Raw genomic sequence first — 21,214 nt, 5'->3', positions numbered from 1 at the left:
GGAGGAGCGGCAGTTCTCGCCACCCGCCGCGCCTTACTCGATGTTCTGCGCCTGTTCCCGCATCTGCTCGATCAGCAGCTTCAGATCCATGGCCGCGCGCGTCACATCCATGCTGCCGGCCTTGGAGCCCAGCGTATTGGCTTCGCGGTTCATTTCCTGGAACAGGAAATCCAGCCGCTTGCCGGCGCTGCCGGCGTTCTTCTTGCCCGCCGCCGGCTTGCCGCCGCCGTCGCCCAGCAGATGGCGCAGTTCTTCCAGGTGCGAGCGCAGCCGCGACAGTTCTTCGGCCACGTCGATGCGCAGCGCGAACAGATTGGCTTCCTGGGCCAGCCGTTCGGACAGCTCCGTGCCCGAGATGTGATTGAAGCCGCCGGGGAAGGCGATTTCCACGCTCTCGCGCAGCTTGGCGGCCAGCTTCTCGCGATGCTCGGCCAGCAACTGCGGCAGGTGGCTCTCCACGGTCTCGACGATGCGGCCCACGCCATCTGCGCACTCGCGCATCATCGCGGCCAGGCGCTGGCCTTCGCGCTCGCGGCCTTCCTGCAACTGCGTCAGCGCCTGCTGGGCGGCCTGCAGGCAGGCGGCGCCCCAGACCTGGGGGTCGAGCGCGTCGTTGCCGCGCTGGCCGGGCCAGTTGAACAGTTCCACCAGGCGGGGCGAGGCGATGTCGGGCAGGATGCGGCGCGCGGCCTGCAGCTGCTCGGACAGCGTCTCGAGCCAGGCCGGGTCGAGCCGGGACATGTCGGCGCTGGCATTGCGCGTGAAGGACACGCGGATCTCGACCTTGCCGCGCGCCAGTTGCGCCGTCAGCAGTTCGCGCAGCGGCGTTTCCACATGGCGCAGTTCGTCAGGCAGGCGGAAATACAGGTCGAGGAAGCGGCTGTTGACGCTGCGCAGTTCGAGCGCCAGCGTGCCTTGTTCCAGGTCTGCCTTGGCGTTGCCGAAGGCGGTCATGCTGTGGATCATGGTGTGTCTATCCTGTTCTTTGCCGGAGGGATGGTGCGTCGCGGCGCCTGCACAGGGCGTTCGCGGGCGCGCGAGCGCCAATATCGCGGCAGGATACTCCATGCCGCCGCATTTTGCGGGGTTCCCGGGCGGGGCGCGGCGTTTCGCCAGGGCGCAAGCCCTTACAATGCCGCCATCTGAATTCTTGCCCTGGAGTCATCGTGACCACCACCCCCGCCATTGCCCGCCCGTCCGGCCGCGCCGTCGACGAATTGCGCCCCTTCAGCCTGGAGCGCGGCTTTACGCGCTATGCGGAAGGTTCCGTGCTGGTCAAGGCCGGCAATACGCATGTGCTGTGCACGGCCAGCGTGCTGGAGAAAGTGCCGCCGTTCCTCAAGGGCAAGGGCGAGGGCTGGGTCACGGCCGAGTACGGCATGCTGCCTCGCGCCACGCACACGCGCGGCGACCGCGAGGCCGCGCGCGGCAAGCAGAGCGGCCGCACCCAGGAAATCCAGCGCCTGATCGGCCGCAGCCTGCGGGCGGTGTTCGACATGCGGGCGCTGGGCGAGCGCACGCTGCACCTGGACTGCGACGTGTTGCAGGCCGATGGCGGCACGCGCTGCGCCAGCATCACCGGCGCCTGGGTGGCGGCGTCCGACGCGATCGCGCTGCTGATGAAGCGCGGCGACCTGGCCGCCAGCCCGATCCGCGACGCGGTGGCGGCGGTGTCCGTGGGGCTGGTGCAGGGCCGCCCGGTGCTGGACCTGGATTACGAGGAAGATTCGGCCTGCGACGCTGACGTCAACGTCATCATGACGGGCGGCGGCGCGTTCGTGGAAGTGCAGGGCACGGGCGAGGGCGCGACCTTCACCCGCGCGGAGCTGGACCGCATGCTGGAGCTGGCCGAGGGCGGCATCGCCGGGCTGGTGCGGGCGCAGCGGGCTGCGCTGGCCGGTTGATTCAATCCTTGCGCGGTGCGAGGCTCGGTCCGCAACGGCCCAAGCCCGTTCCGGGCTGGGCCGCCACGCCTGCTTCAACCCAGCAGCGGTCCCAGGGTCTGCGCCTTTTCCAGGCCCCACACCGTGCCGATCAGCGCGCGCAGTTCGCTTTCCGTGGCGGCATCGGCGTAGCGTCCCAGGCGCAGCGTCTTGTCCTCGATCTCGGCGCGGGACAGCGTGTTGCCGGGATCTCCCTTGGGTTCGTCCACGCGGCTGCGCAGCTGGCGGCCGTCGCGGGTATGGACCGTGACCTTGCCGATCCAGCGCTGCGGGTAGGCGGCGTCGACTTCGGGATCCAGCTCCATGACGACGCGTTGACGGAACGCCGCCACGCGTTCATCGTCCAGTCCGGCATCGAATTCCGCCAGCCCGGCGCGGCCTTGCAGCGCGACCAGCGCCAGCACCGTGCCCATCGAGAACTTGGACTGATGCACGGTGCGCGGATCGGTCACCGGCCCCAGCACGTCGATCGCGCCCTGGTGCACGTGCGTGACCACGCGCTCGATATCGTCCGGACTCAGCCCATGCTCGCGCAGCGCCTGTTGCAGCGCGTCCGCCGCCGGATGCGTGTGGCGGCAGGAGGCGTGGTACTTGAATGAGGTTTCGGCCAGCGCCCAGCGCGTCCCCAGCCGGTCGCACAGCTTGGCGGGATCGGCGTCGCGCGACATGCCCGCGGCCATGCCCTGCGGGCCTTCCAGGATGTGGCGGGCGCCGGTGAAGCCGTCGCGCGCCAGGTAGGCGGCGGTCAGGCCGTCGGCGGCGGCCTTGGCGGTATGCAGCTGCTTGGAATCGGCGGCATCGCGCAGGAATTCCCATAGCCCGGCCGCCTGGGTGCCGGCCGAGCCCAGCGCATGCAGCATCTGCTCGGCGTCCAGGTTCAGCAGCCGGCCCACGGTGACGGCGGCCGCGATCGTGCCGGCGGTGCCGGTGGTGTGGAAGATCTTGTAGTGCGAACGGCCGAGGAATTCGCCGACGCGGATGCCGACCTCGTAGCCGGCCACGGCGGCGGTCAGCAGGTCGCGTCCCGAGCGTCCCAGCGCCTGGGCCACGGCCAGCGCCGGCGGGAACACCACGGCGGCGGGGTGGAACACCGAGCCGTTGTGCACGTCGTCCTGCTCGACCACATGCGCGGCGGCGGCGTTGACCATGGCCGCGAACAGCGGCGTGGTGCGCCGGCGGGTGATCAGCACCTCGCTGGGGCCGTCGGCCGGGCCCATGGCGGCGGCATAGCGCTCGATCGCCAGCACCGCCCGCGCCGAGGCGCCGGCCAGGATCGAGGCCAGGCAGTCCAGCAGCAGGTCCTCGGCGCGCCGCAGCACCGGCGCGGGAATGTCCTCGTAGCGCAGCCCGGCCGCAAAGGCGGCCAGCTCGGCGCTGAGGTGGGGGGTGTGGGAGGCGTTCGTCATCGTCAGAAGGAGCGGGGCAGGCCCAGGATGTGTTCGGCCACGTAGGACAGGATCAGGTTGGTGGAGATCGGCGCCACCTGGTACAGGCGTGTTTCGCGGAACTTGCGCTCTACATCGTACTCGTTGGCGAAGCCGAAGCCGCCGTGGAACTGCAGGCAGGCGTTGGCTGCTTCCCAGGACGCGTCGGCGGCCAGCAGCTTGGCCATGTTGGCCTGCGCGCCGCAGGGTTCGTGGGCGTCGAACAGGCGGCAGGCCTCGAAGCGCATCAGGTTGGCGGCCTCGACGTTGACGTAGGCGCGCGCGATGGGAAACTGCACGCCCTGGTTCTGGCCGATGGGGCGGCCGAACACGGTGCGCTCCTTGGCGTAGGCGGCGACCTTGTCGATGAACCAGTAGCCGTCGCCGATGCACTCCGCGGCGATCAGCGTGCGTTCGGCGTTCAGGCCGTCCAGGATGTACTTGAAACCCTTGCCTTCCTCGCCGATCAGGTTCTCGGCCGGGATTTCCAGGTTGTCGAAGAACAGTTCGTTGGTCTCGTGATTGACCATGTTGGGAATCGGGCGCACCGTCATGCCGTGCTTGATCGCGTGGTGCAGGTCCACCAGGAAGATCGACATGCCCTCGGACTTGCGCGTCACCTGGTCCAGCGGCGTGGTGCGCGCCAGCAGGATCATCAGGTCGGAGTGCTGCACGCGCGAGATCCAGACCTTCTGGCCATTGATCACGTAGCGGTCGCCTCGGCGCACGGCCGTGGTCTTGATCTTGGTGGTGTCGGTGCCGGTGGTGGGTTCGGTCACGCCCATCGATTGCAGGCGCAGCTCGCCGGTGGCGATGCGCGGCAGGTATTCGCGTTTCTGCGCCTCGGAGCCGTGGCGCAGCAGCGTGCCCATGTTGTACATCTGGCCGTGGCACGCGCCGGAATTGCCGCCGCTGCGGTTGATTTCCTCCATGATGACCGAGGCCTCGGTCAGGCCCAGGCCGGAGCCGCCGTACTCCTGCGGGATCAGCGCGGCCAGCCAGCCGGCCTCGGTCAGCGCGCGGACGAAGGCCTCGGGATAGCCGCGCTCTTCGTCGATCTTGCGGAAGTACTCGCCGGGGAATTGGGAACACAGGTCGCGCACGGCTTCGCGGATGTCCTGGTAGGCGTCGGAGGCTTGGGGCATGGGGGCTTCTTGGATCGTGATGGATGGAAATTGGGTACAGGATGGACTGTGCCGCAAGGCGCCGGGGCTGCCAATTCACAATTCATTAACACGGGGTTGCTCCGCGCCTAAGCGCGCGATCATGACAAGGGTTTGTCATGCAAGGGGCCGGGTTGTGTCAAGAATTTGCCAAACTGTGTCCGCATAATCATCCGCGATGTGCCCTGGAGGCAGGGCGATAGGATGAACATGCGGAAGAATCTCAGAGTCACCACGGCCTTGTCGGCGATCCTGGCCTTGTTCGTGGTGCTGTTCGCGGCGGCGGCCGCCGCGGGCATCGCGGTGCTGCGCGACAATCGCGCCGATATTGAAGCGCTGGGCAAGGGCAGCATCGAGCGCGCCAGCGACCTGGCCGACATGACCAGCCGTCTGTTCCAGGCGCGCGCCGCGTTGACCGACGCCAAGACGGCGATGGAAGGCGGGCTGGAAGAGGCGCGCAACGCTTCGCTCAAGCAGTCCGAGACCCTGCTCAAGCAGGCCGCCGACAGCCTGGCGCGGCTGCGCGCCAATCCGGACACCAGCGCGCAGGGCGCGCCGCTGTTCGACCAGATGCTGGCCGCCTACGCGGCCTTCGCCGACCAGACCCTCGCGCCGATGCAGAAGGCGATCCAGGGCTGGAACGGCATCGAGGTGAATCGCCTGGTCGACAAGGTGCTGCCGGGCAGCGGCAGCGCCTATGTGCGGCAGGCCGAGGCCTACCAGGCCTATGCCCGACAGCGCGGCGAGGCGGCGGTGGCCGGCGCCAGCGATACCCTGGCCAGGGTCATCCTGGTGGCGGCGGTGGTGCTGGGGCTGGTGGTGCTGCTGGCCGTGCTGATCCGGCTGGCGTTCCGGCGCGGCATCCTGCGCCCGCTGAACGAGGCCGGCGCGCATTTCGACCGCATCGCCGACGGCGACCTGACCGGCGCGATCGCGCTGCGCGGCGACAACGAGATCGGCGTGCTGTACTCGGCCATGCGCCGGATGCAGACCGGCTTGACCGAGGCGGTGGCCTCGGTGCGCCACGGCGTCGAGGAAATCCATACCGGCTCGGGCGAGATCGCCGCGGGCGGCGCGGACATGTCCGACCGCACCGCGCGCCAGGCCGGCTCACTGCAGGAAGCCGCCGCCAACATGACGCAGTTGGCGCACACGGTGCAGCTGACCGCCGGCAACGCCGACCAGGCCAGCCGCCAGGCGCAGAGCGCCACGCAACTGGCCCAGCGCGGCGGCCAGGCGGTCGACGAAGTGGTGCAGAGCATGCGCGGCATCGCCGACAGCGCGCGGCGCATCGGCGAGATCGTGGGCGTGGTCGACAGCATCGCCTTCCAGACCAATATCCTGGCGCTGAACGCAGCGGTCGAGGCGGCGCGCGCCGGTGAGCAGGGCAAGGGGTTCGCCGTGGTGGCGGGCGAGGTGCGTTCGCTGGCGCAGCGCAGCGCGCAGGCGGCCAAGGAAATCAAGGGCCTGATCGACGATTCGGCGGCGCGGGTCGAGGCCGGCGTGCGCCAGGTCGGCCTGGCCGGCGACACCATGCGCGACATGATGGTGTCGGTGGACCGCGTGACGCAGATCGTGGCCGAGATCTCCAGCGCCACGGCCGAGCAGGCCGCCGGCATCGCCTCGGTCAACCTGGCCGTGGCCGACGTGGAGCGCTCCACGCAGGAGAACGCCGCCATGGTCGAGCAGACCGCGGCGGCGGCCGCTGCGCTGGAAGGCCAGGCGCAGGCCTTGCGGCGCGCCGTGGCGGTGTTCCAGATCGCCCAGGAAGAGGATGAGGCGCGGCAGGCCTCAGCCCTGCGCCAGGGATCCGCCGGTATAGCGCTCGCTCACCAGCGACAGGTTCCCATGCTTGACCTTGTGCTTGACGTGCGCGGCGGCCGACGCGATGTCCTCCGGGCGGATGCGCTCGCATAGGGAAGGCGTGACCGTCAGCGCGCCCACGCCGAGGGTCACGAAGGGAAAGAAGCGCGGCACGCCGTAGCGGTCCTCGGCCTCGATGCCGCCGTTGCGGCGGCCCTCGTCGTCATAGAGGTCCATGGCGCGGTCGTTGAATTCGGCGATGATGCGCTGCACCCGCTCCATCCAGTCGGGGCTGCGCAGCAGCACCACGAAATCGTCGCCGCCGACATGGCCGACGAAGTCGCGCAGCGGATCGCAATGCCGCTTGATGACCTCGGCGGTCAGCAGGATCATGTCGTCGCCGCGCCAGTAGCCGTAGACGTCGTTGAAGGGCTTGAAGTTGTTCAGGTCGCCATAGCAGACGGTGAAGTCCTCGGCGTCGTCGAGCAGGGTGGCGATGTGCCGGCTGATGGGGATGTTGCCGGGCAGCGAGGTCAGCGGGTTGGCGTAGCGGGCGGCCTCGATGCGCATCTCGGTGACCGAGCGCACCAGCGTCTCGCCGGTGGCCAGGCCGTCGTAGCGGCCGTCGCGGGTGATGATCAGCCCGTCCATCAGGTAGCGCTGGTCTTCGGAGATCAGCACGTGGCTGAGCTGGTCGATCGACACGTTCAGGTCGACCAGCACCGGCTCGCCGTTCATGAAGGTGGAGCAGGTGTCGCGGCCGAACAGCTCGCGCGTGTAGCGCTGCGCGTAGTGCTCGGAGAAATCGCGGCGGTTGATGATGCCGACCGGGCGGTTGTCGGCGTCGACCACGGCCACGGCGTGCAGGTGCTTGTGTTCCATGAACAGGCGGTGCACATCGTCGTTGGTGTGCTTGTCCAGCAGGGCGGCGGGCGCCTCGACCCTCAGGCTGGCGGCGGTGCCGCCGGCCGAGCGCTGGGCCAGCGGCGTGGGCGTGCGCAACCGCAGCGAATCGCGCAGCGGCTGCGTCAGTTCGGTCAGCAGCGCCTCTTCGGGGCGGCCCAGCAGCCAGCCCTGGGCGTAGCGAATGTCCAGCTCGCGCACCACGGCCAGGTCCTCGGCCGTTTCGATGCCTTCGGCCACGATGGCCGTGCCCAGGTGCTGGGCGACCTTGAGGATGGCGCGCACCATGTTCTGCTTGCGGTCGTCCTGGCCGATGCCACGGAAGAAGTAGCGGTCGATCTTGACCAGATCGGGCTGCATCTCGGCCCACAGCTGCAGGTTGGAATTGCCCACGCCGTAGTCGTCCAGCGCGATGCGCATGCCACAGTCGCGCAGGCAGGCGAAGGCGCTGCCCAGGGTGGCCATGTGCTCGGACAGCGGATCCTGCTCGGTCAGCTCGACGATGATGCTGGTGGGTTCGAGCGCGCAATCCTTGAGCAGCCGCAGCGGCATTTCGTCGCCCCACAGCGTCCAGTAATGGATCAGGGCCGAGCCGGACAGGTTCAGGAACAGCTTGCCCTGGGCCTGGGCTTCGTGGAAGCCCTGGGCGCCGGCGCGGAAGCTGGCCAGTTCCAGCTGGGGATGCAGGCCCTGGCGGCGGGCCTCGGCGAACAGCGCGTCGGGAAAGTGCAGCGCCGAGTCCGACGGGCCGCGGATCAGGCTCTCATGGCCGTAGATGCGGCTTTGGGCCAGGTCGATGACAGGTTGGAAGCGGGGTTGCAGGAGGCGTTCGCGCAAGATGCCGGCCAGACTGGCGTGACCAGACCCCACAGCCGGAATGGAATGGGGAGCGCCGGCCGCAACCGGCCGGGGCAAAGCGTGAAGAGAGTTCATCGCCGGTGCGTCAGATACGATCAGTGACAAGATTATCCATAGTGACAATAAAATATGTCTGTCTTGTTGCGCGATTGCCATATTCATCACTCTTCCTGCGCTGGCGCAACAGCGGCATGGCAGGCCGGGGCGGGCAGGGCGGCGCCGGCCGGCTCCCTTACAATGCCGCCATGACTTCCCCCAAGATTCCCGAATCGCTGCGCCGCGTGGTGCTGGCGTCCAACAATGCCGGCAAGCTGCGTGAATTTTCCGCCTTGTTCGCCCCGCTGGGCATGGAGCTGGTGCCCCAGGGCGAGCTGGGCGTGCCCGAGGCCGAAGAGCCGCACGTCACCTTCATCGAGAACGCGCTGGCCAAGGCCCGCCATGCCAGCCGCCTGACCGGCCTGCCGGCCCTGGCCGACGACTCCGGCCTGTGCGTGGCCGCGCTGCAGGGCGCGCCCGGCGTGTATTCGGCGCGCTACGCCAAGATGCACGGCGGCGAGAAATCCGACCAGGCCAACAATGCGCTGCTGGTCCAGAAGCTGGCCGGCCAGGCCGACCGGCGCGCCTGGTACGTGGCGGTGCTGGCGCTGGTGCGCGCCGAGAACGATCCGTGTCCGCTCATCGGCGAAGGCCATTGGCACGGCGAGATCATCGACCAGCCCGAGGGCGCCAACGGCTTTGGCTACGATCCGCATTTCTACCTGCCTGACCTGGGCCTGACCGCCGCATCGCTGGATCCGGCGGAAAAGAACGCCGTCAGCCACCGCGCCCGCGCGCTGCGCGAGCTGCTGGGCAAGCTCAACCAGGCCTGAGCGGCGCGCCGCCCTCCCAGCATTCGTACCGCAGCATGTCCATCACCATTCCCATCCGCGCCGAGTCGGGCGCTTCGCGCCCGCGCCTGGCGGCGGGCTCCGCCCTGACCAGCCTGCCGCCGCTGTCGCTCTATGTGCACGTGCCCTGGTGCGTGCGCAAGTGCCCGTACTGCGATTTCAATTCGCATGCATCGCCGGGCGAGGGCATTCCGGAACGCGCCTACCTGGATGCGCTGCGCAGCGACCTGGAGCAGGCGCTGCCCGGCATCTGGGGCCGGCAGGTCGTGTCGGTGTTCATCGGCGGCGGCACGCCCAGCCTGCTGTCGGCCGCCGGGCTGGACGAGCTGCTGGCGATGCTGCGCGCCTGCCTGAACCTGTGGCCGGACGCCGAGATCACGATGGAAGCCAACCCCGGCACGGCCGAGGCCAGCCGCTTCCGGGACTACGCCGCCAGCGGCGTGACGCGCTTCTCGCTGGGCATCCAGAGCTTCGATGATGTCCAGCTCAAGAAGCTGGGCCGCATCCACGACGCAGCCCAGGCCCGCGCCGCGATCGAGATGGCGCAGCGCGCCGTGCCGCGCGTCAACCTGGACCTGATGTTCGCCTTGCCGGGCCAGACGCTGGCGGCCTGTACGGACGATCTGCGCCAGGCGCTGGCCTTCGGCACCGAGCATCTGTCGCTCTATCATCTGACGATGGAGCCGAACACGGTCTTTGCCAAGTTCCCGCCCGAGGACCTGCCGGACGACGATGCCAGCGCCGCCATGCAGGACCTGGTCGAAACCGAACTGGCCGCCGCGGGCCTGGCCCGCTATGAGGTGTCCGCCTACGCCCGGCCGGGCGCGCGCTGCCGGCACAACCTGAATTACTGGGAATTCGGCGACTACCTGGGCATCGGGCCGGGCGCGCACGGCAAGCTGTCCTTCCATGACCGCATCGTGCGCGAGGCGCGGCTGCGCAACCCGGAATCCTGGATGCAGGCCGCCGCCGCGCGCGACGGCAGCCATCTGGCCGAAAGCCGCCAGGTCGGACCGGACGAGCTGCCATTCGAGTTCATGCTGAACGCCTTGCGCCTGAAGGATGGCGTGGCGGCGACCCTGTTCAGCGAGCGCACCGGCTTGTCGCTGGCCGTCATCGCGCACCAATTGGAGGCAGCGGCCAAGCGCGGCCTGCTGGACGCCGATCCCACCCGCCTGCAGGCGACCGCCCTGGGCTGGCGCTTCCTGAACGACCTCCAGGAAATGTTCCTATAGCAAAAAGGCACCAAGATGGGGCGTTTATGCCCCATCTTTTGCACCATATTGGTGCTACATTTTCCTTCTTACTCGCCGTTGTCCCCGGGGATTCCCTGGGGGCAAACCTGGCACGCTTATTGCTTCCCTCTTTCATGCCAGTCGAGCGGCAGCGCCCTCGACCCTTTTATCTAATGGAGATGACATGGCAAGCCCGAAAGACGTCCTGAAACAGATCGCCGACAACGAAGTCAAATTCGTCGACTTCCGCTTTACCGACACCGTGGGCCGCGAGCACCACGTGTCCGTGCCCACGAGCGCGATCGATGAAGACAAGCTGGAAAGCGGGCAAGCCTTCGACGGTTCGTCGATCGCCGGCTGGAAGGGCATCGAAGCCTCGGACATGCTGCTCATCCCCGACCTGTCCACCGCCAACATGGATCCGTTCCGCGAAGAGCCGACGCTGATCCTGTCCTGCGACGTGGTCGAACCTTCGGACCTGAAGGGCTATGACCGCGATCCTCGCTCGCTGGCCAAGCGCGCCGAAGCCTACCTGAAGTCCTCGGGCCTGGGCGACACCGCCTACTTCGGTCCGGAACCCGAATTCTTCGTGTTCGACGGCGTGACCTGGAACACCGACATGTCGGGCACCTTCGTCAAGATCAAGTCGGAAGAGGCCTCCTGGTCCACCGGCCTGGACTTCGAAGGCGGCAACACCGGCCATCGTCCCTCGGTCAAGGGCGGCTACTTCCCCGTGCCCCCGGTCGATTCGTTCCAGGACATGCGCTCGGAAATGTGCCTGCTGATGGAACAGATGGGCGTGCCGGTCGAAGTGCACCACCACGAAGTGGCGGGCGCCGGCCAGCTGGAAATCGGCACCAAGTTCAGCACGCTGGTGCAGCGCGCCGACTGGACGCAGATCACCAAGTACATCATTCATAACGTGGCCCACGCCTACGGCAAGACCGCCACCTTCATGCCCAAGCCCATCGTCGGCGACAACGGTTCGGGCATGCACGTGCACCAGTCCATCTGGAAGGACGGCCAGAACCTGTTCGCGGGCAACGGCTACGCCGGCCTGTCGGACTTCGCGCTGTACTACATCGGCGGCATCATCAAGCACGCCCGCGCGCTGAACGCCATCACCAACCCGGGCACCAACTCGTACAAGCGCCTGGTCCCGCACTACGAAGCCCCGGTCAAGCTGGCCTACTCGGCCCGCAACCGCTCGGCCTCGATCCGCATCCCCTACGTCGGCAACCCGAAGGGCCGCCGCGTCGAGGCGCGCTTCCCGGACCCCCTGGCCAACCCGTACCTGGCCTTCTCGGCCCTGATGATGGCCGGCCTGGACGGCGTGCAGAACAAGATCCACCCGGGCGATCCGGCCGACAAGAACCTGTACGACCTGCCGCCGGAAGAAGACGCCAAGATCCCGACCGTGTGCGCCTCGCTGGAAGAAGCGCTGGAAGCCCTGGACAAGGACCGCGAGTTCCTGACCCGTGGCGGCGTGTTCAGCAACGACATGCTCAACGCCTACATCGACCTGAAGATGGGCGATGTGAACCGTCTGCGCATGACGACGCACCCGATCGAGTTCGACATGTACTACAGCCTATGAGGTGACACCCACCCCCGAAGCGCCTTTGGCGCTTCCCCCTCAAGGGGGCGCAGCTGCGGACCGGGGGGCGAGTCCCACCCCCGAAGCGCTACGCGCTTCCCCCTCAAGGGGGCACCGCTACGGACCGGCAAAGCCGGCTCCGCGCGGTCTTGGGTGGGGGAGCATCGCTGAATTGAGGCGTTGCTGCCCGGAGTGTTTGTCTCCATGGGTGACGCTGGCGGGCCGGCTTGGCCGGTTCCGCTGCGTTCTCGATGGAGTTGTGTTGATTTCTTGCGTTGCGGGTGGCGCGTAGCGCGATGGGTAACTGAGATGAATGTAGAAGCTCTAGACCTGCTCGCCACGTCCGTTTTCCTGGTGAACGGGCGAGGCCACATCGAATACGCCAACGCCGCCGCCGAGGATCTGTTCGGGCGGTCGCGCAAGCAGCTGTGCGGGCATTCGGCCGCCACGCTGTTCGACAACCCCGAGCACATACAGTCCTCCATCGATCGCGCCGCTGGCGGCCGCTATGCCGACGTCAGGCAACTGGCGTTCCTGCGCCGCGCCATGGAGTCGGTGGAGGTGTCGGTCACGACCGTCGGGCTGACGGGCCAGCGCTGGCCCGTGCTGATCGAGGCGCGCGAGATCGAGCAGCGCGTGCTGGCCGATCGCAGCCATCGCCTGGTCGAGGAGATCGAGGCGCACCGCGAATTGCTGCGCAATCTCGCGCATGAAGTGAAGAATCCCCTGGGCGGACTGCGCGGCGCCGCCCAATTGCTGGAGGCCGAGCTGCCCAATGCGGCGCTGGCCGAGTACACCCAGGTCATCATTTCCGAAGCCGACCGCCTGCAGGCGCTGGTGGACCGCCTGAGCGGACCGCAGCGCGTGCCGCTGAACGCGCGGCCGGTGAACATCCACGAGATCTGCGAGCGCGTCTGCGCGCTGATACAGGCCGAGTTCCGCGACGCGATCACGCTGCTGCGCGACTACGACGCCTCCGTGCCCGACCTGAAGGGCGACGCGGCCCGGCTGATGCAGGCGGTGCTGAACGTGGCCCGCAATGCCGCGCAGGAACTGATGGCGCGTCCCAGGGACGCCGGCGTGGAGCATGGCGTGGTGACGCTGCGCACGCGGGTGGCGCGGCAGGTCATGCTGGCGCACCGGCAGCACCGGCTGGCGCTGGTGCTGTCCATCATCGACAACGGTCCGGGCGTGCCCGAGCACATCCGCGACCGCATTTTCCACCCGCTGGTGACAGCCCGTGCCGGCGGCACGGGACTGGGCCTGAGCCTGGCTCAGGACTTCGTGCAGCAGCACGGCGGCATCATCGAATTCGAATCCCGGCCCGGGCGCACCGAGTTCCGCCTGGTCCTTCCGATGGAGCCCGCACACTGATGAAACCTGTATGGATCGTCGACGATGACCAGGCCATTCGCTGGGTGCTTGAAAAGGCCCTGGCGCGCGCTGGCATCCCCACCCGCAGTTTCTCCCAGTCGGCCGACGTGCTGGACGCCTTGGCGCGTGACATCCCGTCTGCGCTGGTGTCGGACATACGCATGCCGGGCGGCAACGGCCTGGAGCTGTTGCGCCAGCTGAAGGAACGCCACGCCGGCCTGCCCGTGATCGTGATGACGGCCTTCGCCGACCTGGACAGCACCGTGTCCGCCTTCCAGGGCGGCGCGTTCGACTACCTGGCCAAGCCCTTCGATGTGAACGAGGCGGTGGCGCTGATCCAGCGCGCGATGCAGGAGTCCTCGCAGCAGGACGAGGCCGCGCCCGGGCAGGACGAGGCGCAGAACAACGAGCGCTGGATGATGACGCAGTCCTCGTCCACCGCCATGCAGGAAGTCTTCCGCGCCATCGGCCGGCTGGCCCAGTCCAAGGTCACCGTGCTGATCACGGGCGAGTCCGGCACCGGCAAGGAACTGGTGGCGCGGGCGCTGCACGGCCATGGCGTGCGCGCCGGCGGTCCCTTCGTCGCGCTGAACGCGGCGGCGATTCCGCGCGACCTGCTGGAGGCCGAGCTGTTCGGCCACGAACGCGGCGCCTTCACCGGCGCCAACACGCTGCGCCGAGGTCGCTTCGAGGAAGCGCACGGCGGCACGCTGTTCCTGGATGAGATCGGCGACATGCCGATCGAGCTGCAGACCCGTCTCCTGCGCGTGCTGGCCGAAGGCAGCTTCTACCGCGTGGGCGGCGCCCAGCCGGTGCGCGTGGACGTGCGCATCGTCGCCGCTACCCACCAGCCGCTGGAGCAGCGGGTGGAGCAGGGCCTGTTCCGCGAGGATCTGTTCCACCGCCTGAACGTGATCCGGCTGCGCCTGCCGCCCTTGCGCGAGCGCACCGAGGACATTCCGGCGCTGGCCAACCACTTCCTGACGGCCAGCGCACGCGCGCTGGGCGTGCCGGTCAAGCGCTTGACGCCCGAGGCGCTGGCGGTGCTGACCCGCTTCGACTTCCCCGGCAACGTGCGCCAGCTGGAGAATTTCTGTCACTGGCTGACCGTGATGGCGCCGGGGCAGACGGTGGAGCCCGCCGATCTGCCGCCCGAAATCCGCGCGGCGGACCCGCAGCAGGCATCCGGCGCGTCGATGGCGCCGCGCCCGCCCGTGGCCGCCATCGGCACGGTGTTGCCGACCGCGATGCCGGCGCAGGCCGAGCCGGATGCGGCGACGCCGCGCAACTGGCAGGATCCCTTGTTGCGCGACGCGCAGCATCGGCTGGAGCGCGGCGAGCCGGCCGTCATGGCCACGCTGACGCGCCAGTTCGAGAAGATCCTGCTGCAAAGCGCGCTGGATGCCAGCCGTGGCCGCCGCGTCGAGGCCGCGACGCGGCTCGGTATCGGCCGCAATACCATCACGCGCAAGCTGCGCGAACTGGGCATCGAGGACGACTGAGGCGCGGGCGCGGCATCGCGCCCGCCCTCAGCCCAGCCCGAGCAGGCTTTCGCACAGCCGGGGTGACTTGAGCTTTTCCAGCCACCACTTCAATGCCTCGCCCGGCGGCTCCGCGCGCCACGCGTAGGCCACATGCTCCGTCAAGGGCATGCCTTCCTCCGTTTCGCAGATCGTCAGGAGGCCTTGCGCCAGATACGGCGCGGCCAGCGTCATCGGCAGGTAGCCGCAGCCCAGGCCGCGCACTTGCGCGTCGATCTTGGCCTGCATCGTGGGCATGACCAGCACCGGCTGTTCCGACAGGATCCCGCGCGTCTGCGGCGGCAGGCCACGGCTGGTATCGGCCACCACCACCGCGCTATAGCGGTTGAGATCGGCCGGGCCCAGCGGGCGGTCCAGCGCCGCCAGCGGATGGCTGGCCGCCACGCAGAACGCGAACTGCACCTGGCCCATGGCCTGCGAGCGATACGGGCCGGTCGGCTCGCCGGCCGCGCCGGCGCCGACGACCAGATCGGCGCGCCCGGAGGTCAGCGCATCCCAGTTGCCGCTCAGCACCTCGGTGGAAAAACGCAGCGCGGTGGCGCTGCGTAGCGCCTGGAATTCCTCGATCAGGTCATACAGCGGGCGCCATGGCAGCACGGCGCTGACCGCGATGCGCAGCTCCACCTCCCAGCCCGTGGCGATGCGTTTGACGCGGCAGGCCAGGTCGTCGAGCGATTGCAGGACGTGGCGGCCTTCCCGCAGCAGCGCCTCGCCGGCGGGGGTGAGCCGCGCGCGCTGCCCGCTGCGGTCGAACAGCAGCACGTCCAGTCCGTCCTCCAGCTTGCGGATGGCGTAGGTCACGGCCGAGGGCACCTTGCCCTGTTCGCGGGCGGCCTTGGCGAAGCTGCCGTGGCGCGCGATGGCGTCCACCAGGGTCAGCAGCTCGGGAGTGATGGGCTGGGAGAGCGGGGTCGTGGCCATGCATTCAAAAATTATGAACGTTGTCTTCAAAAACAGGCGACAAAGCAGGCTGCCGTCAGGCGCAGAATATCACTCATGCCGGTTGTGCAGCCAGAAACCGAACGGCGATTCCCGCCAGCAGGTACGGCACAACCATTCATTTTATTGAAATAGGAGTCAGCCATGCTTACCATCCGCCGCAGCGCCGAACGGGGCCATGCCAACCACGGTTGGCTCGACTCGTTCCACACCTTCTCCTTCGCCAACTACTACGACCCGGCGCACATGGGCTTTGGCGCGCTGCGCGTGATCAACGATGACCGCATCGCCGCCGGACGCGGTTTCGGCACCCACGGGCACCGCGACATGGAGATCATCACCTATGTGCTGGACGGCGCCGTCGCCCACAAGGACAGCATGGGCAGCGGCTCGACCATCCGGCCGGGCAATGTGCAGCGCATGAGCGCGGGCCGGGGCGTGCTGCATTCTGAGTTCAACCCGCTGCCGGATGCCGAAACGCATCTGCTGCAGATCTGGATCGAGCCCGACGTGGCCGGCATCGCGCCGGAGTACGAAGAGCGTGAATTCAGCGATGCACAGAAGCGCGGCCGCTTGCAGGCTCTGGTGTCGCCGGATGGCGCCGAGGGCTCGATGAAGATCCACCAGGACGCCCGGCTGTACGGTGGGCTGTTCGACGGCGATGAAAGCGCCGAGCTGCCGCTGGCGGCGGGGCGTCGCGCCTGGGTCCATGTGGCCCGGGGCGAGATCGTCGCCAATGGCGAGACGCTGAAGGCCGGCGATGCGCTGGCGCTCAGCGATGAGGCTGCCGTGAAGCTGTCGAACGGCAAGGATGCCGAAGTGCTGGTGTTTGACCTGAAGTAGAAGGCCCCCCCGAGCGCTGCGCGCTTCCCCCAGGGGCGCCGCTACGGACCGGTGGGGAAGCCCACCCCGAAGCGCTGCCGCGCTTCCCCCTCAAGGGGCGCCGCTACGGACCGGCAAAGCCGGCTCCGTGCGGCCCCGCTTGGGAGGTTTTGCCGCGATTGGTGGGTGGCGTGACGGGGGCCGGTGTTACTAAGATGGAACGTAGTTGCAGGATTCAATTGGGAGAAATGACCATGACGACCTTGTCTGATGATGGCGCGAGCCAGATTGAAACGGTGGTGGTGCCGCGCAGCAGCGATCTGGGCGGGTTCGAGGTTCGGCGGGCGCTGCCTTCGGCGCAGAAGCGCACCGTCGGGCCTTTCGTGTTCCTGGATCACATGGGGCCGGTCGAGTTCAGGGCCGGCAGCGGCATCGATGTGCGGCCGCATCCGCATATCGGGCTGTCCACGGTCACGTATCTGTACGAAGGGTCGATGGTGCATCGCGATGGCGCGGGGCATACGCAGACCATCCTGCCGGGCGAAGTGAACTGGATGACGGCGGGCCGGGGCATCGTGCATTCGGAGCGCTCGTCGCCCGAAAGCCGGCAGGCCGACCAGCGGCTCTGTGGCCTGCAGATCTGGGTGGGGCTGCCGAAGCAGCATGAGGAAACCGATCCCGGTTTCGTGCATTACGGGCTGGACGCGCAGCCGGTGGTGGAAGGCGAGGGCGTGCGCGCCCAGGTGGTGGCCGGCGAGCTGTTCGGCAAGACTTCCAGCGTCAAGACGCTGTCGCCGCTGTTCTATGGTGATATCCAGATGCGCGCCGGTTCGACCCTGGTCTTGCCTGCCGAGCATGAAGAGCGCGCGGCCTATCTGGCCACGGGCTCGATAGAGGTCGATGGGCAGGTGTTCGAAAGCGGCCGCCTGGTCGTGTTCGCGCCGGGCAGGCCGGTACAGATCCGCGCGGTGAGCGATGCGCGCTACGCGGTGCTGGGCGGCGAGCCGCTGGACGGTCCCCGCTTCCTCTGGTGGAACTTCGTGTCCAGCAGTAAGGACCGTATCGAGCAGGCCAAAGAGGACTGGCAACGCGATCGTTTCGGCCAGACCGTGCCGGGCGACGAGACGGAGTTCATTCCCTTGCCGCCACCCAAGGCCTGACGGGCCTCAGAAATCTCCCCTGTACGGCTTGTGCTTGCCGCCGGGGAGATGACGGCTCGGCGAAAAAACGGCCGGTGACTCGCGTCCCGGCCGTTTCACGCTTGCGCAAGGCGCCCGTGCGCGGACTACGCGCCGTCGGCCGGCTCGAAGGCGGCGCCCTTGAACACCCGCCTGGGGCTGCCGCGCTCGACCTCATGGTGGAACTGACGGCGGCGGGCGCGTTGCGCCGCATCCCGCGCCTGTTCGTGGCTGGTCAGCCGATGCGCGATCAACAGCACGGCGAGGCGCTTGTTGGCATGCTGGCTGCGCTCGGTCTGTACCTTCACGCTGATGCCGGTGGCGACGTGCGTGGCGCGCACGGCGGATTCCGTCTTGTTGACATGCTGGCCACCTGGTCCGGACGAGCGCGTCGTTTCAAAGCGTATGTCGGCGGCCAGGCTGGGCGCGGGCGCTTCGCAGCGCAAGACGCCGATGAACCAGTTCTTGCGCGGGTGGGACGGACGGTAAGGGCTGGGGCAGGTCCATTGGATTGAGCCCTCCCAGTTCGCCGCCAGTTCCGCCGCGCCGTCGCCGTCCAGGCTCAGCAGCACGGAGCGGTAAGTGCCGGCCTTGCCGCCGCTTTCGCTTTCGACTATGTCCACATCGATCGAGCGGGCCTGCGCTTCGCGCGACAGCCGCGCCAGCGCCTTGGCCACCGCCAGGCAGCACTCGTCCGGCCCCTGGGCCGAGGATAGTTGCAGCAGGATCATCAGCAGCATCCTCCCCGGGTCTTGTAGGTCAGCACCGGACGCAGCTTGGCCAGCACCGTCAGCAGGCCGGCCTGTTCCAGGCTGGCGATGATGCTGTCCACCGGCTTGTAGGCCTCGGGCGCTTCTTCGTAGATCAGCTGCTTGTCTTCGCAGACGACGTGGCTGCCCAGCCGGGTCTTGGCGAGTTGCGCGGGGCTGTAGCGCTTGAACAGCCGGTCCTTGCACTCGCTGCGCATCCACTTGCGGCCCGCGCCGTGCGCCAGCGAGTACAGGCTGGTCGCGCTGGGCACCGGCGCCACCAGATAGCTGAAGTCGCCGCGCGAGCCCGGGATCACAACCAGTCCGCCGTCGGACGGCGTGGCGCCCTTGCGGTGCAGCCAGCCATGTTCGCCCTGGACCTCGGCGCGCGTGACCAGGTTGTGGTGCACGTCCAGCACCTGTCCGCCGTCCGTGCCGAGCCGGTCCAGCATGCGGCGCGCGACCAGCTGGCGGTTGGCCTGGGCGTAGCGCAGGGCGGCGTCGTGCCGCGCCAGGTAGGCCTGGCAATCGGCGCTGTCTTCGGCAAGGCCATCGTGGCCGTGCCGCTGGACATGCTCTTCCAGGATGGCGCGGCCCAGGCCGCGCGAACCGCTGTGGACCAGCAGGACGAGCCGGTCCAGATCCAGCCCCAGCGCGTCGACGGCCTGCGGGTCGTAGACGGTGTCGATGCGCTGCAGTTCGGCGAAGTGGTTGCCTCCGCCTATGGTGCCCAGCGCCTGCCGATAGCCGACATCGGCGGGCGCCAGCTCGGCGACCAGCGGCTGCCAGCTGTCGTCCAGCGGTCCGTCGATATCGCCGAGCCGCTTCTCCAGCTTGGCGGTCGCGGCCTTGCGGGCGTCGATGCCGGTGGTCCATAGCGACATGCCGCAGCCGATATCGCCGCCGATCAGGGCGGGATACAGGCGTCCGGTGGAGAAGAAGGCGGCGCCCACCGGATAGCCGCGACCCGGATGCAGGTCGGGCATGCCGGCGACGCGGCGCATGCCGGCGAGCCTGGCGGTCGTGTGTAGTTGCTGGATCGCGTTGCCTTCGATCCAGGTGTCGTCCGAGGCGATCAGCGTGACGCTCTCGGACAGTGCTTGAATGCAATTGCCCATGGAATTTCCATAATCAGGTCTTGGAAAGGGCTTGCTTCCACAGGCATCGGCTCCGCAAGGCGCGGCCACGGCTCGTCGGCGCGGCGCATGGCGCGGACGCGGCGATTGCGGCGCGGCGGACTGTCAGGCAGTGGCCGTGCGGGCGTGATGCGTATGAAAGACCCTGTATGGCAGGACCGGACCAGGGCAGTGCGAATGTCTTGCCGGCTTGTCTGCGGCAAGAAGAATTCAGTCGGGCTGGACGCGGCCTGCAAGGCGGGAAGTCGGTTGTTGTTGCATGATGATTCCTCCTGTGCAGTTCGGTTGATGGGGGTGATGGCGTCGCGGGTATGGCCATTCAAATGGCCGTTCATGGCGTGCGCGGCGCGGCTTCCACGGCGGATGCTCGCTGGCGCCGGTACGGGGCGTTACGCGGGCGTCAGGCCGGAAAGAGCGCAACTCTATCATTGAACTTCGCGGCCTGTCTCGCGGTTGCCGCAAGCGAGGCCGTCATGCGCGTCGATACGTATGAATTGCGCCACAGTGCGTGCGCTCGGCGCCGCCAGGGCGACTGGCGCCGCGCAGTATGATGCGCGTCCGGCATCGACCACAACGCGATCGCCGCGAGACAACAACGGGATGGAGACATCATGCAACGCTTTACCTTGAACGCGCTGCGCGGCCTGGCCGCGCTGGCGCTGGTCCACGGCGCGACCGCCGCGCAGGCCGCCGGCTATCCGGCCAAGCCCATCGTATTCATCGTGCCTTACACCGCGGGCGGCACCACCGATCTGGTCGCGCGCACCGCCGGCCAGAAGGTCGCGGAAAAGCTGGGCCAGCCCGTCATCGTCGAGAACCGTCCGGGCGCGGGCGGCAACATCGGCATGGACGCCGTGGCCAAGGCCGCGCCGGACGGCTACACCATCGGCTTCGGCGCCATTTCCACCAATGCGCTCAATCCCTTCGTCTATCCGTCGATGCCGTTCGATCCGACCAAGGACTTCACCGGCATCAGCATGCTGGGTGCGTCCTCGGTGGTGCTGGAGACCGGCCCGTCGATCAAGGTCGACAGCGTCAAGGATCTGGTCGCCTATGCCAAGCAGCATCCGGGCACCGCGTTCGGCACGCCGGGCACGGGCACGTCGATGCATCTGGCGGGCGTGATGTTCGACCAGCTGACCGGCGCCGGCATGCAGCACATTCCGTACAAGGGCAGCGCGCAAGGCATCAACGATCTGCTGGGCGGCCATCTGCCCATCATGTTCGACAACCTGCCGGCCTCGCTGCCGCATATCAAGTCGGGCAAGGTTCGCGCGCTGGCCGTGACCGGCAGCAAGCGCGCGCCGGCGCTGCCGGACGTGCCCACGCTGGCCGAACTGGGCTATGGCGCGGCCGTGGTCGATCCGTGGTTCGCGGTCTATGGTCCGGCCAAGATGCCGCCGGAGATCACCAAGACCTTGAGCGAGGCGTTCCAGGCGGCGCTGGCCATGCCCGAGGTCAAGACCAAGCTGGAGCAGGCGGGCTTCATGCCGTATGGCTCGACGCCGGAGGATGTGGAAAAGCTGACGCGCAGCCAGCACGAGGCCTTCAAGGCCCTGTCGCAGAAGGTGAAACTGTCGGCGGATTGACGCTGGGAGGGAAGTGACGGCGGCCTGGATGGGCGCGCCGTTCGCGCGGGCGGCCCGGACCCTGGTCCAGGCC

General features: G+C 68.2%; 17 protein-coding genes and 1 pseudogene. 10 read left to right on the top strand and 8 right to left on the bottom strand.

Annotated elements, in window-relative coordinates:
* Nucleotides 1-33: 33 nt before the first annotated feature.
* The gene (locus tag AC6LJ9_RS20400) at nt 34-966 is read right to left on the bottom strand and encodes a YicC/YloC family endoribonuclease (RefSeq protein WP_498148995.1); all 933 of its coding nucleotides are present in this window, start codon (nt 964-966) and stop codon (nt 34-36) included.
* Between the two features lie 200 nt (nt 967-1,166).
* On the opposite strand from AC6LJ9_RS20400, the gene rph reads away from it, so the two are divergent.
* Complete coding sequence (gene rph / locus AC6LJ9_RS20395; protein ID WP_103274523.1) at nt 1,167-1,904, top strand: ribonuclease PH; 738 nt, start codon at nt 1,167-1,169, stop codon at nt 1,902-1,904.
* 74 nt (nt 1,905-1,978) lie between these two features.
* On the opposite strand, the gene AC6LJ9_RS20390 is transcribed toward rph, so the two are convergent.
* On the bottom strand, nt 1,979-3,355 hold the full coding sequence (locus AC6LJ9_RS20390) for an MmgE/PrpD family protein (RefSeq protein ID WP_498149008.1): 1,377 nt from the start codon (nt 3,353-3,355) through the stop codon (nt 1,979-1,981).
* Nucleotides 3,352-4,512 (bottom strand): acyl-CoA dehydrogenase family protein, encoded by a 1,161-nt coding sequence (locus tag AC6LJ9_RS20385; RefSeq protein ID WP_498148994.1) that lies wholly within the window; start codon nt 4,510-4,512, stop codon nt 3,352-3,354. Before AC6LJ9_RS20385 ends, AC6LJ9_RS20390 begins: the two co-directional genes overlap by 4 nt.
* A 222-nt stretch (nt 4,513-4,734) precedes the next feature.
* Here AC6LJ9_RS20385 and AC6LJ9_RS20380 point away from each other — a divergent pair.
* Nucleotides 4,735-6,174 (top strand): annotated as a pseudogene (locus tag AC6LJ9_RS20380) (methyl-accepting chemotaxis protein); the annotation flags it as partial.
* Between the two features lie 147 nt (nt 6,175-6,321).
* On the opposite strand, the gene AC6LJ9_RS20375 reads toward AC6LJ9_RS20380, so the two are convergent.
* A complete protein-coding gene (locus tag AC6LJ9_RS20375; protein ID WP_498148993.1) occupies nt 6,322-8,169 on the bottom strand; it encodes an EAL domain-containing protein in 1,848 nt (615 codons plus the stop codon).
* A gap of 170 nt (nt 8,170-8,339) precedes the next feature.
* Between AC6LJ9_RS20375 and rdgB the strand changes: the two genes are divergently transcribed.
* From rdgB to ntrC, 5 genes are all read left to right on the top strand, one after another.
* Nucleotides 8,340-8,963, top strand: coding sequence for an RdgB/HAM1 family non-canonical purine NTP pyrophosphatase (gene rdgB, locus AC6LJ9_RS20370; protein ID WP_212315032.1), 624 nt, complete (start codon nt 8,340-8,342; stop codon nt 8,961-8,963).
* 35 nt (nt 8,964-8,998) lie between these two features.
* Complete coding sequence (hemW, locus tag AC6LJ9_RS20365; RefSeq protein ID WP_498148992.1) at nt 8,999-10,216, top strand: radical SAM family heme chaperone HemW; 1,218 nt, start codon at nt 8,999-9,001, stop codon at nt 10,214-10,216.
* Between the two features lie 184 nt (nt 10,217-10,400).
* Nucleotides 10,401-11,813 (top strand): type I glutamate--ammonia ligase, encoded by a 1,413-nt coding sequence (gene glnA / locus AC6LJ9_RS20360; protein WP_103274519.1) that lies wholly within the window; start codon nt 10,401-10,403, stop codon nt 11,811-11,813.
* Nucleotides 11,814-12,122: 309 nt separating this feature from the next.
* Nucleotides 12,123-13,187, top strand: a complete 1,065-nt coding sequence (glnL, locus tag AC6LJ9_RS20355) for a nitrogen regulation protein NR(II) (RefSeq protein ID WP_498148991.1) — start codon at nt 12,123-12,125, stop codon at nt 13,185-13,187.
* On the top strand, nt 13,187-14,689 hold the full coding sequence (gene ntrC / locus AC6LJ9_RS20350; RefSeq protein ID WP_498148990.1) for a nitrogen regulation protein NR(I): 1,503 nt from the start codon (nt 13,187-13,189) through the stop codon (nt 14,687-14,689). The genes glnL and ntrC overlap by 1 nt, the downstream gene beginning before the upstream one ends.
* Before the next feature lie 27 nt (nt 14,690-14,716).
* On the opposite strand, the gene AC6LJ9_RS20345 is transcribed toward ntrC, so the two are convergent.
* Nucleotides 14,717-15,649: a LysR family transcriptional regulator gene (locus AC6LJ9_RS20345; protein ID WP_498148989.1), complete on the bottom strand. Its 933-nt coding sequence runs from the start codon at nt 15,647-15,649 to the stop codon at nt 14,717-14,719.
* A gap of 26 nt (nt 15,650-15,675) precedes the next feature.
* Nucleotides 15,676-15,813 (bottom strand): hypothetical protein, encoded by a 138-nt coding sequence (locus AC6LJ9_RS20340; RefSeq protein ID WP_498148988.1) that lies wholly within the window; start codon nt 15,811-15,813, stop codon nt 15,676-15,678.
* On the opposite strand from AC6LJ9_RS20340, the gene AC6LJ9_RS20335 reads away from it, so the two are divergent.
* On the top strand, nt 15,812-16,510 hold the full coding sequence (locus tag AC6LJ9_RS20335) for a pirin family protein (RefSeq protein WP_212315056.1): 699 nt from the start codon (nt 15,812-15,814) through the stop codon (nt 16,508-16,510). The two genes, AC6LJ9_RS20340 and AC6LJ9_RS20335, sit on opposite strands and share 2 nt — an antisense overlap.
* Before the next feature lie 233 nt (nt 16,511-16,743).
* Nucleotides 16,744-17,649, top strand: coding sequence for a pirin family protein (locus AC6LJ9_RS20330; protein WP_212315061.1), 906 nt, complete (start codon nt 16,744-16,746; stop codon nt 17,647-17,649).
* Between the two features lie 125 nt (nt 17,650-17,774).
* Here the strand turns inward: AC6LJ9_RS20330 and prfH are convergent, their stop codons facing one another.
* Together prfH and AC6LJ9_RS20320 are read right to left on the bottom strand one after the other, a co-directional pair.
* The gene (prfH, locus tag AC6LJ9_RS20325; RefSeq protein WP_498148987.1) at nt 17,775-18,398 is read right to left on the bottom strand and encodes a peptide chain release factor H; all 624 of its coding nucleotides are present in this window, start codon (nt 18,396-18,398) and stop codon (nt 17,775-17,777) included.
* Nucleotides 18,398-19,534: an RNA ligase RtcB family protein gene (locus AC6LJ9_RS20320; RefSeq protein ID WP_498148986.1), complete on the bottom strand. Its 1,137-nt coding sequence runs from the start codon at nt 19,532-19,534 to the stop codon at nt 18,398-18,400. The genes prfH and AC6LJ9_RS20320 overlap by 1 nt, the downstream gene beginning before the upstream one ends.
* A gap of 629 nt (nt 19,535-20,163) precedes the next feature.
* Between AC6LJ9_RS20320 and AC6LJ9_RS20315 the strand changes: the two genes are divergently transcribed.
* The gene (locus tag AC6LJ9_RS20315; protein WP_498148985.1) at nt 20,164-21,141 is read left to right on the top strand and encodes a Bug family tripartite tricarboxylate transporter substrate binding protein; all 978 of its coding nucleotides are present in this window, start codon (nt 20,164-20,166) and stop codon (nt 21,139-21,141) included.
* The last annotated feature ends 73 nt before the right edge of the window (nt 21,142-21,214 follow it).

It is taken from the genome of Achromobacter sp. 1011811831 (assembly GCF_059760905.1).
The sequence above is the reverse complement of the archived record's forward strand: the minus strand, read 5'-3'. Positions and strand labels throughout refer to the sequence as shown.

Coding starts and splice junctions, on each gene's coding strand:
- AC6LJ9_RS20400 (WP_498148995.1), bottom strand. CDS start 966: ATGATCCACAGCATGACCGCCTTCGGCAACGCCAAGGCAGACCTGGAA.
- AC6LJ9_RS20385 (WP_498148994.1), bottom strand. CDS start 4,512: ATGCCCCAAGCCTCCGACGCCTACCAGGACATCCGCGAAGCCGTGCGC.
- AC6LJ9_RS20375 (WP_498148993.1), bottom strand. CDS start 8,169: ATGAACTCTCTTCACGCTTTGCCCCGGCCGGTTGCGGCCGGCGCTCCC.
- rdgB (WP_212315032.1), top strand. CDS start 8,340: ATGACTTCCCCCAAGATTCCCGAATCGCTGCGCCGCGTGGTGCTGGCG.
- hemW (WP_498148992.1), top strand. CDS start 8,999: ATGTCCATCACCATTCCCATCCGCGCCGAGTCGGGCGCTTCGCGCCCG.
- glnA (WP_103274519.1), top strand. CDS start 10,401: ATGGCAAGCCCGAAAGACGTCCTGAAACAGATCGCCGACAACGAAGTC.
- glnL (WP_498148991.1), top strand. CDS start 12,123: ATGAATGTAGAAGCTCTAGACCTGCTCGCCACGTCCGTTTTCCTGGTG.
- ntrC (WP_498148990.1), top strand. CDS start 13,187: ATGAAACCTGTATGGATCGTCGACGATGACCAGGCCATTCGCTGGGTG.
- AC6LJ9_RS20345 (WP_498148989.1), bottom strand. CDS start 15,649: ATGGCCACGACCCCGCTCTCCCAGCCCATCACTCCCGAGCTGCTGACC.
- AC6LJ9_RS20335 (WP_212315056.1), top strand. CDS start 15,812: ATGCTTACCATCCGCCGCAGCGCCGAACGGGGCCATGCCAACCACGGT.
- AC6LJ9_RS20340 (WP_498148988.1), bottom strand. CDS start 15,813: ATGGCTGACTCCTATTTCAATAAAATGAATGGTTGTGCCGTACCTGCT.
- AC6LJ9_RS20330 (WP_212315061.1), top strand. CDS start 16,744: ATGACGACCTTGTCTGATGATGGCGCGAGCCAGATTGAAACGGTGGTG.
- prfH (WP_498148987.1), bottom strand. CDS start 18,398: ATGATCCTGCTGCAACTATCCTCGGCCCAGGGGCCGGACGAGTGCTGC.
- AC6LJ9_RS20320 (WP_498148986.1), bottom strand. CDS start 19,534: ATGGGCAATTGCATTCAAGCACTGTCCGAGAGCGTCACGCTGATCGCC.
- AC6LJ9_RS20315 (WP_498148985.1), top strand. CDS start 20,164: ATGCAACGCTTTACCTTGAACGCGCTGCGCGGCCTGGCCGCGCTGGCG.